Source organism: Actinophytocola sp. (assembly GCF_035634895.1).
Classification (GTDB): Bacteria; Actinomycetota; Actinomycetes; order Mycobacteriales; family Pseudonocardiaceae; genus Actinophytocola.
Genome location: NZ_DASQCC010000199.1, coordinates 23,762 through 37,200 on the forward strand (window position 1 = coordinate 23,762; position 13,439 = coordinate 37,200).

The following is a 13,439-nucleotide window of genomic DNA, read 5'->3' on the forward strand; positions in this document are numbered from 1 at the left end:
GCAGCTGAGTCATGATCCGCTGGCCAGCTCCCGTGGGCGGGTCAGCGGTACAGCTGCCGCGCGATGATCTCGCGCTGGATCTCGCTCGCGCCTTCGTAGATCCGCGGCGCCCTGACCTCCCGGTACAGGTGCTCCAGCAGGTGTCCCTCCTCCAGCGCGCGGGCCCCGTGCACCTGGATCGCCACGTCCACCGCCTGTTGTGCGGTCTCGGTCGCGAACAGCTTGGCCATCGCGGACAGGTGGCCGGTGCGTTCGGCACCCGAGTCGTACGCCGCGGCGGCGTCGTGGACCAGGAGGCGGGCGGCCTGCAGGCGCGTGGCCACGTCCGCCAGTTGGTGGGACACCGCCTGGAAGTCCCGCAGCGGGCGGCCGAACGCCTGCCGTTCCTTCGTGTGCGCCACGGCCGCGTTCAGCGCCGCCTGACCCATGCCCAGCGCGAACGCGCCCACGCTCGGGCGGAACATGTCCAGCGTCCGCATCGCCACCCGCCAGCCGCCGTCGACCTCACCCAGCATCGCTTCCGCCGGGACGTAGGCATTGTCGAACCGCAGGCTGCCGATCGGATGTGGGGACACCAGGCGCTGCCGGGTGCCGGACAGGCCGGACGTGTTGCCCGGCACCGCGAACGCCGTGATCCCGCGGGTCCCGTTGTCGCTGGTGCGCGCGAACACCGAGTACACGTCCGCCTCGGGGGCGTTGGAGATGAACACCTTCTCGCCGTTGAGGCGGAAGCCATCGCCGTCCGGGGTGGCCGACAGGGCAAGGGACGCGGCGTCCGAGCCCGCACCCGGCTCGGTGAGGGCGAAGCCGACGGCCGCCTCTCCCGCGGTGATGCGGGGCAGCCATTCGTCCACAGTGGACTGCTTGCCGGCCAGCAGGATCGGGTACGTGCCAAGGCCCTGCAGTGCGAACGCGGTCTCGGCCTCGGTGCAGTGGCGGGCCAGTGCCTCGCGGATGACGCACAGGTCCATCGCCGAGGTCTCCGGGAACAGCCTGCCCAACAGGCCGTGCGAGGAGAGCGCGGCGAGCAGCGGGCGGTTGATCGTGCCGGGGGTGCCCTGCCCGGCGATCGCCGGGAGCATGACCGCGACCTTCTCGGTGTGGTCGCGGAGTTCCTGGTGCGCGGGGGACAGGTGGGTGTAGGTCATGCCGGGATCACCGCCGTGCCGACCAGCTCGATCTTCGCGGCCGCGTCGAACAGCTCGGCCACGCCGAGGAGGGCGACCGCGGGGTAGTGGCGGCCGAAGTGCTCGCGCCACACCGGACCCAGCTCCCGCAACGCCGCCCGGTACTCGGCGACGGCCGTGGTGTAGATGACGAGCGACACCAGGTGGTCCGGCGTCGCGCCGGCCGCGGTGAGGGCGGTGGTCACGTTCCCGGCCGCCACGTCGAACTGCTCGACGATGGTCTCGCCGACGATGGCGCCGTCCGGGCCCTGCGCGGTCTGCCCGCCGAGGTAGACGGTACGGCCGGGTGCGGCCACCACGGCATGCGCGAAGCCGACGGGCTCGGCCAGCCCCGGCACGGCGACGATCTCGTGGCCGTTCATCGGCCGGTCCACCGCGGCTTGCGGCCCGCCGACCAGGCCGCGTAGAACTCGGCGTGGTCGTCGCTCTTCATCAGCAGCGCCTGGGTTATCGCCTCCAGCTCGATGCTGCTGGCCAGGTCCATGTCCAGCTCGCGGGTGAGCAGCACCTTCGTCGTCGAGTACGCCAGTGCCGGCCCGGACGCCAACCTGTTCGCCAGCGTGGTGGCCTCCGCGGCCAGGTCCGTGTCCGGCACGACCTTGGTGGCCAGGCCTATGGTCTCCGCGCGCCTGGCGTCCAGCTTGTCGCCCAGGATCAGGAGCTCCGTGGCCCGGCTCAGGCCGATCAGCCGCGGCAGCAGGTAGGCCGAGCCCATGTCCGCGCCCGCCAGGCCCACCTTGGTGAACAGGAACGCGAACGACGCCGACTCGGCCAGCAGGCGAAAGTCGCTCGCCAGCGCGATGACCGAGCCCGCGCCGGCCGCCACACCGTTCACCGCGGCGATCACCGGCAGCGGGCACTCGCGTAGGGCCTTCACCACCGCGCCGGTCATGCGGGTGAACTCGAGCAGTTCGGCCGGCCGCATCTTCTGCAACTCGCCGATGATCTCCTCGACGTCGCCACCCGAGCAGAAGCCTCGGCCCTCTCCCGTCAGCACCACCACGCGGGCGTCGCCGCGGTGGGGAAGCTCGCCCAGCAGGTCCCGCAGGTCCGCGTACACGTCGAAGGTCAGGGCGTTGAGCCGGTCCGGGCGGTTCAGCGTGACCGTCGCGACGCCGTCCGCCACGGCCAGGTCGAAGTGTTGCCAGTCCTCGGTGAAACCGGCCGATGCTCGGAACGGGCTCATGCCTGGATTCCTCCTCCGTCCAGCACGATCGACTGGCCGTTGATGGCGGCCGCCTCGCGAGCGGCCAGGAACTCCACCGCGAACGCCACCTCGTCCGGCTCCAGCAGGCGGCCCAGCGGTGACAGGCTGGTGATCACCCGCTCGCTGTCCTCGGTGGAGCGTCCGGTGATCTCCGCTATCCGCCGCACGTTCTTCGCGGTCATGTCCGTGCGCACGAACGCCGGGCACACGGCGTTCGCCGTCACACCCGTGCCCGTGACCTCCGCGGCCACCGCACGTGTCAGGCCCACCACGGCGTGCTTCGAGGCCGAGTACGCCACCGTGTAGGCCTGGCCGGCCCGGCCCGCGGTCGACGCGACCGTCACGATCCGGCCGTGGTCCCTCGCCAGCATGCCCGGCAACACCGCCCTGGTACACAGAAACGCACCGGTGGCGTTGACGTCCAGCTGGGCCTGCCAGTCCGCGACGCTCGTCTTCCCCAACGGCGCGCTCGACGAGACTCCCGCGTTGTTGACCAGCACGTCGACCTCGCCGAGGGCGCCGAACACCTCGGCCACCGCGGTCTCGTCCGTGACGTCACAGTCGGCGCGGCCCAGCGGCACCACCCGGTCGCCCCGGTCGGTGAAGCGCCTGGCCACGGCGGCGCCGATGCCTCGGGTGCCGCCCGTGACGACGACCAGCCTGCTCATGTCAGGTCCTTCAACGCACGCCGGTCCAGCTTGCCGTTCGTGGTGCGAGGCAACGAGGTCACGAAACGGATCTCATGTGGGCGCTTGTGGCCGGCAAGCCGTGCGCGGACGAACTCGCGCAGCGCCGTCGCCAGCTCGGTGGAGGGCGCCACGCCCTCGCGCAGGACGACGTACGCGCGTGGCCGCACCAGGCCGTCCACCTCGAAGCCCGCCACCCCGCACTCCAGCACGTCGTCGTGGCCGATCAGGCAGTGCTCGATCTCGCTCGGCGCCACCCAGATGCCGCCCGACTTCAGCAGGTCGTCGGCGCGGCCGTGGTAGTAGAAGAAACCACCGTCGTCGCGGCTGAACAGGTCTCCCGTGTGGACGGTGTCACCCCGGTACGTGGTCGCCGACTTCTCCTTGTCGCCGAAGTACTCCAGGGCGACCGTGCCGCCGGTCACCTCCAACGTGCCCACCTCCCCGTCCGGGACCTCCGCGCCGTCGTCGTTCACCACGCGGGCCGAGTAGCCCGGTACCACCTGGCCGCAGCTGCCCTGCCGGGCCGCGCCGGGGCGGTTCGAGATGTAGATGTGGTAGGCCTCCGACGAGCCGATCCCATCGACCACCTCGACGCCGAACATGTCGTCCCACCTGCGGTGCAGCTCCGCGGGCAGCGCCTCGCCCGCGGACGTGCACAGCCGCAGCGAGCTGAGGTCCTGTGTGGGCGCCGACGGGTGGGCGAGCATCGCGCTCATCATCGTGGGCACGTTCACCAGGATCGTCGGGCGGAGGCGGGCGATCAACTCGAAGACACGCTCCGGGGTGGTGCGGTCCGGGAACGCGATGCCCGCGCCGCCGACACCGAACGGGTACAGCGCGGTCAGGTCCCTCGCGTAGCCGAAGAACAGCTTCGGCACCGGCAGCACGATGTCGTCCTGCCCGATGTCGAGCACCCCGAGCCCGTAGCTCTCGTGGCTGACGATCGGGCTCGCCGCGGTGTGCACGCACGCCTTCGGCGCGCCGGTGCTGCCGGTGGTGAACTTCCAGATCGCGACGTCCTCGCGCGTGGTCGGCGCGGTCGCCAACGTCTCGGGGGCGGCGGCGACCAGCGCCGCGAAGTCGTGTTCGTTGTCCCGCAGGTCGTCTCCGCCGACCACCAGCACCTGGCGGTCCGCCGTGCCGGCCTCGCGGAGGCGGTCGAGCGTGACCGGGTCGGCGATCACGACCCGTGCCCCGGTGTAGTCGAGGAAGTAGCGGTAGTCCTTGGGCTGCAGGAACGTGTACACCTCGGCCGTGACCGCGCCGATCTTCTGCGCGGCGTACCACGTCGCGACGAACTCCACGCCGTCGGACAGCGCCAGCAGCACCCGTTCGCCGCGCCTGGCGCCGAGCCCGCGCAGGACGTTGCCGATCCGGTTGCACAGAACGGCAAGCTCGCGGTAGGTGGTGGCCCCCTGCGGCGTGAACAGGGCGACCCGGTCGCCGCGGCCCAGCTCGAGGTTGCGGTCGACGAAGTAGTCGGCGACGTTGAACATCTAGCGTGCCACCTCCCGGATCGCCTCCACCAGAAGGTCCGTGAGAACGTCGAAGGTGGACCGTCCTTCCGCGCCGGTCGCGTCGGCCGGCGCGCCGCAGTAGGCGAGGTCCATGCCCATGGCCACGAAGTCGTTCTTGCCCTCGGCCATGGCGGCCGGCATGTTCACCGACACCGGTGGCAGGGCGGCCATGGCCACCGTGTCGACCAGCGACGGCCGCTCGGCGAGCACGAGCGACGTCTCGTACCGACCCGCATGGCAGGCCCCGGACCGGAACTCCTCCGTCAACCGGGCGGCATGGCGTCGCCGCACCAGGTCCAGGTACGCCACACCGGCCTCGGCCGTGGCCTTCCGCAGCGTCTCGACGTGCGCGGGCTCGAAGTGGTTGTTCACCACGACGATCCATGAGAACCCCTGCGCGGCAAGGGAACCACAGACGTCGACGACGAGCGCGTGCAGCGTGGCCTCGCTGACCGAGACCGCTGCGGGGAACGCGGCGCCGAACCGGGTGACGCCGTAGTTCAGCGTGGGCAGCACGAGCACCCGCACCTCGGGATCGTCCGCCAACCGGGCCGCGGCCCGTGCGCACATGCCGGCCGAGATGATCTCGTCGGTGCCCAGCGGCGCGTGCGGCCCATGCGGCTCGACCGCGCCGACCGGCAGCAGCAGCACCGGCTTCCGAGTCCCGGCAAGGAGTTCCGCCACCTGTGGCGACGTCAGCTCGGCGAACTGGGTCACCAGGACGCCACCTCCTCCAACGGGCTCGGCGCCGGATCGAACAGGCACAGGTCGGCCCGGCCGGCGGCGACGACCGTGTTCACCTCGTCCGGCGTGGTCAGGTAGCCGCCGACGAGCGTCGGCACGCCGGCCTCGTTGCGTACCCGGTCCGACAGCGTGGTCAGGTAGCCCCGCCGGTACTCGGGCCGCGACGTCGCGGTCGTGTGCCCGGCCCGCACGTGGACCAGGTCCACCCCGTGGGCGGCGAGCGCGCGGGCATGCTCGATGCCCTGGTCGACGCTCGTGCCGCCACGCGCCCAGTCCGTGACCGTCAGGCGCGCCATCAGCAGACCGGGCCAGGCCGCCCGTACAGCGTCCACAACGGACAGTGGGAAGCGGAGCGGCTCGGCTCCGTACTCGTCGTCGCGCCGGTTGGTCAGCGGTGACAGGAAGCTCGCGAGCAGGTACCCGTCCGCCAGGTCCAGTTCCAGCGCGTCGAACCCGGCCTCCCGCGCGCGTCCGGCCGCCGCCACGAATTCGTCCCGCACCCGGGTCATGCCGGCCTCGGACAGCTCCGCCGGCACCGTGCTGAACGGCGTGTACGGCAGCGGGGAGGCCGACAGCAGCGGCCACCCGTCCGCCAGCGGCACGTCCACGCCGCCGGCCGGCCGGCTCGCGCCGCGGCGGCCGGCGTGTCCGAGCCGCACGCCGACGAGCGCGCCGTTGTCGTGGACCTCCTGCACGACCGGCGCCCACGAGTCGTCCAGCACGGGACAGGCCGGTGTGGTGCGCCCGTCCTCGGCGACCGCGACGAAACCGGTCAGCACCAGGCCGGCGCCTGCCCGGGCGGCGTCGGCAAGGTCCGGTGTGGACACCGACCGCACGACCCGGTTGCGCAGGTGCACGCCACCGGCGCGCAACGGCGTGAACATGGGCGGCGCCGCCACCGCGCCCGGCACGAGCGGTGTCCCGGCGGCATGGGCCGCGAGCCAGGAGTCCAGCACCCGCACGAACCGCGGATCGCGTTGCATGAGGTTCGCGTGGCTGATCCGGCCGCTGCGGGTCAGCAGGTTCGCGGCGAACTGGATCGGCGCGAGGCCGAAATAGCTCGCCACCCGGCCGAAGTACGCCGCGCTGTCGCCGGCGGCCTGTTGGAACCGCTCCACCACCGGCTGCCGCTCCAGCTCGTAGTCCACGAGCGCCGACTCCAGCGACTCGCGTTCCAGCGCGTTGGCCAGCGCGATGGCGTCCTCCATCGCGAGCTTCGTGCCCGAGCCGATCGAGAAGTGCGCGGTGTGCGCGGCGTCGCCGATCAGCACGACGTTGCCGTGGTGCCAGTGCTCGTTGCGCACCAGGGGGAAGTCCAGCCAGGTCGACTTGTTCGACATCAGCCGGTGCTCGCCGAGCTCGGCCGCGAACAACGACCGGCAGAACGCCATACTGTCCTCTTCGGACATCGTGTCGAGGCCGGCACGTCGCCACGTCGGCTCGGTCGTCTCCACTATCCACGTGCTCGTGTGCTCGTCGAACGGGTACGCGTGCACCTGGAACAACCCGTGCTCGGTCTCCTTGAACACGAACGTGAACGCGTCGAGCACGAGGTCGGTGCCGAACCACACGTACTTGCAGCCCTGTGGTGTCGACGAGCCGCCGAAGTCGGAGCGCTTGCGCAGCGCACTGTTCGCACCGTCGGCGGCCACGACGAGGTCGGCGTCCATGTCGGACGGACGGGCCTCCTGGTGGAACGTCAGTGTGGCGCCGAGCGCCTGAGCGCGCCGCTGGAGGATCGCCAGCAGGTGCGTGCGCCGGATCGCGGAGAACGTGTGCCCGGAGGAACGCAGTACCCGGCCCCGGTAGTGGATGTCGATGGACGTCCAGCGGGCGAACGACTCCGTGATCTCCAGGTACGTGGGATAGTCGGCGTCCCGCAGCGCGCCGAGGGTCTCCTCGGAGAACACCACGCCCCAGCCGAACGTCGCGTCCGGCGCGTTGCGTTCCACCACCGAGACCTCGTGCCCGGCCTTGCGCAGCAGGATCGCCAGGTACAGCCCCGACGGTCCGCCACCGATGACCGAGACCCGCATCAGGACACCGCCTCGGCCAGCCGGTCCAGGTCGTCGAGCGAGGCGACCGTCGGGTAGAGGATCAGCTCGTCGCAGCCCTCCGCCTCGTAGCCGCGCACGAAGTCCCGCACCGCCCGCGCCGACGTCAGGTTCCCCGCGGCGATCTTCTCCGCGAACGGCCCGGTGAACGCGTAGTAGTCCAGCAGGTAGGCGCTGCCCCGGTCCGGGTCGCCGAACGCGAAGTAGCCCTGTCCCCACAGCGCCGGCTCACCCGGGCGCTCCAGATCCCGCCATGCCGCAAGTGCCTTGGTCGCCGCAGAGCCGAACGCACGGGGCGGGCCGCCGCCGTGTGCGTAACCGTCGCCGTAGCGGGCCATGCGGGTGAGTGCGGCGCCGCTCGAACCGCCGACGAGGATGTCGATCGGCGGCCGGGCCGGGCCGATGCCCGAGCCGTCGAGCCGACCCCGCAGGTAGGCGAGCTGTTCGGACAGCACCGCGCCCCGCCTGCCGTGTGCGACGCCGGCGGCCGCGTAGTCGTCCCGGCGGGCACCGACCCCCACACCCAGCGTGAACCGCCCGTCCGACAGCGCGTCGACCGACAACGCGTGCTTGGCCAGCATGGCGGGGGAGCGCAGCGGGCCGATCGCGATGTTCGTGGCAAGGCGCACACGGGACGTGACGGCCGCGGCCGCGGACAGCGCGGCGAACGGTTCGATGCTGTCGTACACCAGCCGGTCGAGCACGCCCAGCGTGCTGAACGGCCCGGCGTCAGCACGCCGTGCCCACTCGACGAGCACCTCGCCCGAGATGCCCGGAAGGGTGCTGGGAAGCCCGATGCCGACCTTCACGTAGGACACATTACGGTTGACCCCGCTGAGGCGTCAACTATGCTGGAGCACGTGAACGACCTCCTGCGTGGCTTCGAGCCGGCTCCGCAGGACCTGGTGCTGACGTTGCTCGGCGCACACCACGGTCCGCGTGACGGCGCCGTCTGGTCCGGTGGGCTGGTCCGGCTGCTGGGGGAGTTCGGCTTCACCGAGGGCGCCGCCCGCGTCGCGCTGAACCGGCTCGTCGCCAGGGACCTGCTGGCGCGCAGCAGGGACGGCCGGCATGTCCACTATGTACTCACCCCGCGCATCCGTGCCGTGCTCGCCGAGGGCGACCGCCGGATCTTCACGCTCGGCGAGAAGCCCCGCCGCGAGATCACGTGGACCGTGCTGTGGCACTCGATTCCCGACGAGCGAAGGCCCGCCCGCACCCGTCTGGTCAACCGGTTGCGGTTCCTCGGGTTCGGCTCCGTGCAGGACGGCACCTGGCTCGCCCCGCACGACCGCGAGCAGGAGCTGGCCGCGTTGCTGAAGGAGCTCGACGTCGCCGAGTTCGCCGGCGTCATGCTGGGCCGGCCCGCGGCAGCCGTCGACTTCGGCGCGTTCGCCGCGCGGGTCTGGGACCTCGGCGAGCTGGCCGAACGGTACCGGGCGTTCGTCGAGCACTTCCGCGGCCGCGAGGTCACCGGCGACCGCGCGGCGTTGCTGTTGCGCACCAGGCTCGTGCACACCTTCCGCGAGTTCCCGTCCCTGGACCCCGAGCTGCCGGAGGACCTGGTGCCGGCACCCCCGTGTCGCGCGGAAGCCCTGCGCCTGTTCCACTTCCTGTACCCGGCGCTGGCCGAAGCCGCCCAGCGTCACTTCGACAAGGTGACGAGGCCATGACCGAATCCGTCCCGGGTGGACAGTCCGCCGCGCTGACCTACACGTCGTACCTGGCACTCGACGAGGTGTTGAGCGCCCAGCGCCCGAGATCCGACGAGCACGACGAGATGCTGTTCATCGTGATCCACCAGGTGTACGAGCTGTGGTTCAAGCAGATGCTGCACGAGCTCGGCATCCTGCAACGAAGCCTGGAGAAGGGCGACGCGTCGCACTCGGTGCGCACGCTGCGCCGGGTGCTCACCATCCTCAAGGTCGTCGTCGCGCAGATCGACGTCCTGGAAACCATGACGCCACGCCAGTTCACCAGCTTCCGCACCCGGCTCGACGCGTCCAGCGGCTTCCAGTCTGGCCAGTTCCGCGAGCTGGAAGCCGTCCTCGGCCGCCGCGACAGGCGGATGCTCACCCCGTACGCCCCGGACTCCGTGGCCCACGAACGCATCACCGCGGCCATGTCCCGCCCGGCGGTCTTCGACTCCTTCCTCCGTTACCTGGCCGGCTCGGGCTACGACGTCCGCGCCGAGCACCTCGACCGCGACTTCCGTACCCAGTGGACGGAGTCCGAGGACGTCCAACGGATCCTCGTCCAGGTCTACGCGGACGACTCCGGACCGTCCACGGTGGCCGACCTGCTCGTCGACCTCGACGAAGGACTGCAGGAGTGGCGGTACCGGCACGTGAAGATGGTCGAGCGCACCATCGGCGGCAAGACCGGCACCGGCGGCTCCGCGGGCGTCGCGTACCTGCGCACCACGCTCTTCCACGCCACCTTCCCGGACCTCTGGTCCGTGCGGAGCCAGCTGTGACCACACTGAACTCGCTACGCACCAGCCCGAACTCGCTGTCCGTCCACTACGGACGGTTCGACGTCGGGCACCGGCTCCTGCTCACCGGGCACTCGCACCAGGCCTGGCCGGACGTCGCTCTGCACGGTCAGATCGAGGCCTTCACCGACGCGTCCTCCGCGGTCGACGGCAAGTGGGACCTGGCCTTCGCCAAGGCGGAACGGCTGCGGCAGTCGTACCGTGACCTGCTCGACGACCCGGGCGGCGACATCGCCTTGGGCGCCAACACACACGAGCTGGTCGTCCGTTTCCTGTCCAGTGTGGACCTGCGGAACCGCCCCCGGCTCGTCACCACCGACGGCGAGTTCCACACGTTGCGCCGGCAGCTCGCGCGCCTCGCCGAGGAAGGCATCGAGGTCGTCCGCGTCCCGGCGACACCGGCCGACACCCTTGCCGAACGGGTCGCCGCCGAGGTCGGCGACCGGACCGCCGCGGTGCTCGTCTCCCACGTCCTGTTCGAGACCGCCAGGATCGTGCCGGGGTTGGGCGTGGTCGCCGAGGCCTGCCGGCGCGAGGGAACGGAGCTGCTCGTCGACGTCTACCACGCGCTCGGCGTCGTCCCGTTCTCCCTGCGGGAGCAGGGTTTGGCCGACGCATGGCTCACCGGCGGCGGCTACAAGTACCTGCAGTTGGGCGAGGGCAACTGCTTCCTGCGCCTGCCAGGGCACGCGGCCACCGCGCGCCCGGTCGTCACCGGCTGGTTCGCGGAGTTCGAGGACCTGGCCGCGCGGGCGTCCGGGCTGGTCGGCTACGCACCCGGCGGTGACCGGTTCGCCGGTGCCACCTATGACCCGACGAGCCACTACCGCGCCGTCGCGGTCCGCGACTTCTTCGCCCGCCACGACCTCACACCGGCGTTCCTGCGCGAGGTCTCCTTGCACCAGAACGGTTTGCTCGCGTCCGCCTTCGACGCGCTGGACCTGCCGCCCGAGGTGATCACGCGGGACCGGTCCGCGCCACGCGAGGCGTTCGGCGGCTTCCTCGCGCTGACCGCCCCGAACGCCGGCGAGATCAGGAACAAGCTCGCCGAGCGCGGCGTGCTGACCGACAGCCGGGGCGACAAGCTCCGGTTCGGCCCGGCCCCGTACCTGTCGGACGCACAGCTCGAGACCGCGATCGCCACGCTCGGCGAGATGTTGCGTTAGCCCACCACGATCCGGCTGGCCGGTGCGGCGGAGCCGGCGTAGAGGCTCTGCACCCGGCTGCGCTCCGACGCGTTCGGGGTCGCGTTGGTGCAGGACACGCCGCCCGTGCTGCCGGACATCAGGCTCGAGCACGGACCGGGCTTGATGTCCGGCAGCCCGAGGATGTGCCCGAACTCGTGCGCGGCGATGCGGACCACGTTGTAGCCCTCGTCGACGGCCTCCTGGCCGAACCACACGGTGCCGCTCCCGCCAGGGCGGACCGGGCCGAGCGTGGCGCGCGGCCAGCCGGGGTCGGCGATGACCTGCACGTCGGCACGCTGCCCGGAAGCGGCCTTCTGGATGTGGACGTTGGAGACGTTCGCGTTCCAGACCGCGATGCCCTGGGCCACGGCGTCCTTGTACGCGCCGGCGCGGGCATCGCTGTAGGTGATGGTGACGACCGCCACGCCGACATCCGCTTTTGCCTGCGGGGCAGCGGTTCCGGCGACAAGAGTCGCGGTCAGGGCGGTCGTGGCAAGCAACCCGATCAGTGTTCGCCTCAGCAAGGTTACCTCCGGTGTTTGCAGGGTGACTGAATGTTAAGGCATGCTTGGGTGTCCGCTGGGCGTCACCAGTTACCGGTCTGTCACCTGGCAGAATGGACATGGTGACTTACCTTGAGGAGGCAAGCGCGGTGCAACTGGGCGAACTGCGTGGTGTGATCGCGCTGGACGGCCCGTCGGGGACCGGGAAGTCAACGGTTGCCCGCCGGCTGGCCGTCACCCTCGGGGCCGGTTATCTGGACACGGGTGCCATGTACCGGGCAGTGACGCTCGCGGTCCTGCGTGCCGGGATCGCGACCGACGACGAGCAGGCGGTACTGACCGTCGCCGAGCACGTCGACCTACGGGTCAGTGCCGATGCCGAGCACCAGGACGTGCTGCTCGGCGGGGAGAACGTCGGCAGCGAGATCCGCGGCCAGGCCGTGACGCTCGCCGTGTCGGCCGTGTCCGCGGTCGCGCAGGTGCGGGCGCTGCTGGTCGCACGGCAGATGCGGATCATCGACGAGGTCTGCCAGGAACGCGGCGGGATCGTCGTCGAGGGCCGGGACATCGGCACCGTCGTGGCGCCGGACGCCGCGCTGAAGGTATACCTGACGGCGTCGTCGGACGCGCGGGCACGGCGGCGTTCGCTTCAGGACAGTGCGTCGTTCGACGACACCAAGCGGGACGTGGACCGGCGGGACCAGCTGGACTCCGGGCGCGCGGCGTCGCCGCTGCAGCCTGCGGACGACGCGGTGTGGCTCGACACGACGAACCTCGACCTGCAGGGCGTGCTGGACGAGATCCTCGCGCTCGTCGACGAGCGCGACCTCCGTGGCGTGGCCGCGGGAAGGTGACGACGCTTCCCGCGGGAGCCGTGCCGTGGCTGCACGACTTCGCCCGCTGGCTGGGTACGTGGATCCACCGGCCCTTCTATCGGATACGCGTCCGGCACGCCGACCGGGTGCCGGAGAGTGGTCCGGTCGTGCTGGTCGCGAACCACAGCTCGTTCATCGAGCCGCAGCTGCTGTTCGGCCTGGTGCGGCGACGCGCCGTGTTCCTCGTGAAGGAGGAGCTGTCGCGCGGGGTCGCCGGCCACGCGTTCCGCTGGATCGGCCAGATCATGGTGCGCCGCGGGCTGGCCGACCGCGAGCCGCTGATGAAGGCGGTGTCGATCCTGAGGGCCGGCGGGCTGGTCGGCGTCTTCCCGGAGGGAACCCGCGGCACCGGCGATGTTCTGCATGCCGAGCAGGGCGCGGCGTGGCTCGTTCGGATGTCCGGCGCGGTCGTCCTGCCGGTCGCGACGAGGGGCACGCACGAGCGTCGAGGGTTCCGGCCTAAGCTGGACATTCTGGTCGGGGAGCCTCTCGAGTTGTCGGTCCACCGTGGACGGATGGGTCTTGCCGCCGCGACCGAGGAGATTCGCAAGCACCTGGCCGACCTGGTGCGTGAACTGGATGAGCTGCGGAAATGACTGAGTTGGATGGCACTTGGGCCACAGAGTCCGAGTGGACGGCGATCGATGAGGAGTTCGGCCACCCCGACGACACGGACGGGGAGCCGCCACAGCCCGTGTTGGCCGTGGTGGGAAGGCCGAACGTGGGCAAGTCGACGCTGGTAAATCGGATCCTCGGCCGCCGAGAAGCGGTCGTACAGGACAAACCGGGTGTAACCCGCGACCGCGTCGCCTACGACGCGATGTGGAACGGCCGCCGCTTCACCGTGGTCGACACGGGGGGCTGGGACCCGAAGGCGGACGGCCTACAGGCATCGGTGACGGCGCAGGCCGAACTGGCGATGCAGACCGCGGACGCGGTGCTCCTGGTGGTGGACGCGTCCGTAGGCGCGACCACCACGGAC

Annotated in this window: 15 protein-coding genes; 6 read left to right on the forward strand and 9 right to left on the reverse strand. The window is 71.2% G+C overall.

The window, feature by feature from the left end; translation table 11 throughout:
- Positions 1 to 41: 41 nt before the first annotated feature.
- Genes VET29_RS29995 through VET29_RS30030 form a run of 8 tightly spaced genes read right to left on the reverse strand, consistent with a single transcriptional unit; the run spans position 42 to position 8,207 of the window.
- A complete protein-coding gene (locus tag VET29_RS29995; protein ID WP_324926619.1) occupies positions 42 to 1,148 on the reverse strand; it encodes an acyl-CoA dehydrogenase family protein in 1,107 nt (368 codons plus the stop codon).
- A complete protein-coding gene (locus VET29_RS30000) occupies positions 1,145 to 1,549 on the reverse strand; it encodes a RidA family protein (RefSeq protein WP_324926621.1) in 405 nt (134 codons plus the stop codon). The genes VET29_RS29995 and VET29_RS30000 overlap by 4 nt, the downstream gene beginning before the upstream one ends.
- The gene (locus tag VET29_RS30005) at positions 1,546 to 2,373 is read right to left on the reverse strand and encodes an enoyl-CoA hydratase family protein (protein WP_324926623.1); all 828 of its coding nucleotides are present in this window, start codon (positions 2,371 to 2,373) and stop codon (positions 1,546 to 1,548) included. Before VET29_RS30005 ends, VET29_RS30000 begins: the two co-directional genes overlap by 4 nt.
- On the reverse strand, positions 2,370 to 3,062 hold the full coding sequence (locus VET29_RS30010; protein ID WP_324926625.1) for an SDR family NAD(P)-dependent oxidoreductase: 693 nt from the start codon (positions 3,060 to 3,062) through the stop codon (positions 2,370 to 2,372). The genes VET29_RS30005 and VET29_RS30010 overlap by 4 nt, the downstream gene beginning before the upstream one ends.
- Entirely contained in the window at positions 3,059 to 4,579 is a 1,521-nt protein-coding gene (locus tag VET29_RS30015; protein WP_324926627.1) for a benzoate-CoA ligase family protein, read from the reverse strand. The genes VET29_RS30010 and VET29_RS30015 overlap by 4 nt, the downstream gene beginning before the upstream one ends.
- Positions 4,580 to 5,317, reverse strand: coding sequence for a creatininase family protein (locus tag VET29_RS30020; protein ID WP_324926629.1), 738 nt, complete (start codon positions 5,315 to 5,317; stop codon positions 4,580 to 4,582).
- Positions 5,314 to 7,380 (reverse strand): FAD-dependent monooxygenase, encoded by a 2,067-nt coding sequence (locus VET29_RS30025; RefSeq protein ID WP_324926631.1) that lies wholly within the window; start codon positions 7,378 to 7,380, stop codon positions 5,314 to 5,316. The genes VET29_RS30020 and VET29_RS30025 overlap by 4 nt, the downstream gene beginning before the upstream one ends.
- Positions 7,380 to 8,207 (reverse strand): LLM class flavin-dependent oxidoreductase, encoded by an 828-nt coding sequence (locus tag VET29_RS30030; protein WP_324926633.1) that lies wholly within the window; start codon positions 8,205 to 8,207, stop codon positions 7,380 to 7,382. Before VET29_RS30030 ends, VET29_RS30025 begins: the two co-directional genes overlap by 1 nt.
- A 51-nt stretch (positions 8,208 to 8,258) precedes the next feature.
- Between VET29_RS30030 and VET29_RS30035 the strand changes: the two genes are divergently transcribed.
- From VET29_RS30035 to VET29_RS30045, 3 genes are read left to right on the forward strand one after another with little or no spacing between them, the layout of a single operon-like run.
- Positions 8,259 to 9,071, forward strand: coding sequence for a PaaX family transcriptional regulator C-terminal domain-containing protein (locus VET29_RS30035; RefSeq protein WP_324926635.1), 813 nt, complete (start codon positions 8,259 to 8,261; stop codon positions 9,069 to 9,071).
- The gene (locus VET29_RS30040; protein ID WP_324926637.1) at positions 9,068 to 9,874 is read left to right on the forward strand and encodes a tryptophan 2,3-dioxygenase; all 807 of its coding nucleotides are present in this window, start codon (positions 9,068 to 9,070) and stop codon (positions 9,872 to 9,874) included. The genes VET29_RS30035 and VET29_RS30040 overlap by 4 nt, the downstream gene beginning before the upstream one ends.
- Positions 9,871 to 11,058 (forward strand): kynureninase, encoded by a 1,188-nt coding sequence (locus VET29_RS30045; protein ID WP_324926638.1) that lies wholly within the window; start codon positions 9,871 to 9,873, stop codon positions 11,056 to 11,058. Before VET29_RS30040 ends, VET29_RS30045 begins: the two co-directional genes overlap by 4 nt.
- On the opposite strand, the gene VET29_RS30050 is transcribed toward VET29_RS30045, so the two are convergent.
- Entirely contained in the window at positions 11,055 to 11,504 is a 450-nt protein-coding gene (locus VET29_RS30050; protein ID WP_324926641.1) for a snapalysin family zinc-dependent metalloprotease, read from the reverse strand. The two genes, VET29_RS30045 and VET29_RS30050, sit on opposite strands and share 4 nt — an antisense overlap.
- Positions 11,505 to 11,701: 197 nt before the next feature.
- Here VET29_RS30050 and cmk point away from each other — a divergent pair, with 197 nt between their 5' ends.
- The 3 genes from cmk to VET29_RS30065 all read left to right on the forward strand — a co-directional run.
- Positions 11,702 to 12,436: a (d)CMP kinase gene (gene cmk / locus VET29_RS30055; protein ID WP_324926643.1), complete on the forward strand. Its 735-nt coding sequence runs from the start codon at positions 11,702 to 11,704 to the stop codon at positions 12,434 to 12,436.
- Positions 12,433 to 13,053, forward strand: a complete 621-nt coding sequence (locus VET29_RS30060; protein WP_324926645.1) for a lysophospholipid acyltransferase family protein — start codon at positions 12,433 to 12,435, stop codon at positions 13,051 to 13,053. The genes cmk and VET29_RS30060 overlap by 4 nt, the downstream gene beginning before the upstream one ends.
- Positions 13,050 to 13,439: GTPase (locus tag VET29_RS30065; RefSeq protein WP_324926647.1), on the forward strand; the 390-nt coding region annotated here is incomplete at its 3' end. The genes VET29_RS30060 and VET29_RS30065, both read left to right, overlap by 4 nt.

Coding starts and splice junctions, on each gene's coding strand:
- VET29_RS30005 (WP_324926623.1), bottom strand. CDS start 2,373: ATGAGCCCGTTCCGAGCATCGGCCGGTTTCACCGAGGACTGGCAACAC.
- VET29_RS29995 (WP_324926619.1), bottom strand. CDS start 1,148: ATGACCTACACCCACCTGTCCCCCGCGCACCAGGAACTCCGCGACCAC.
- VET29_RS30025 (WP_324926631.1), bottom strand. CDS start 7,380: ATGCGGGTCTCGGTCATCGGTGGCGGACCGTCGGGGCTGTACCTGGCG.
- cmk (WP_324926643.1), top strand. CDS start 11,702: ATGGTGACTTACCTTGAGGAGGCAAGCGCGGTGCAACTGGGCGAACTG.
- VET29_RS30040 (WP_324926637.1), top strand. CDS start 9,068: ATGACCGAATCCGTCCCGGGTGGACAGTCCGCCGCGCTGACCTACACG.
- VET29_RS30000 (WP_324926621.1), bottom strand. CDS start 1,549: ATGAACGGCCACGAGATCGTCGCCGTGCCGGGGCTGGCCGAGCCCGTC.
- VET29_RS30010 (WP_324926625.1), bottom strand. CDS start 3,062: ATGAGCAGGCTGGTCGTCGTCACGGGCGGCACCCGAGGCATCGGCGCC.
- VET29_RS30015 (WP_324926627.1), bottom strand. CDS start 4,579: ATGTTCAACGTCGCCGACTACTTCGTCGACCGCAACCTCGAGCTGGGC.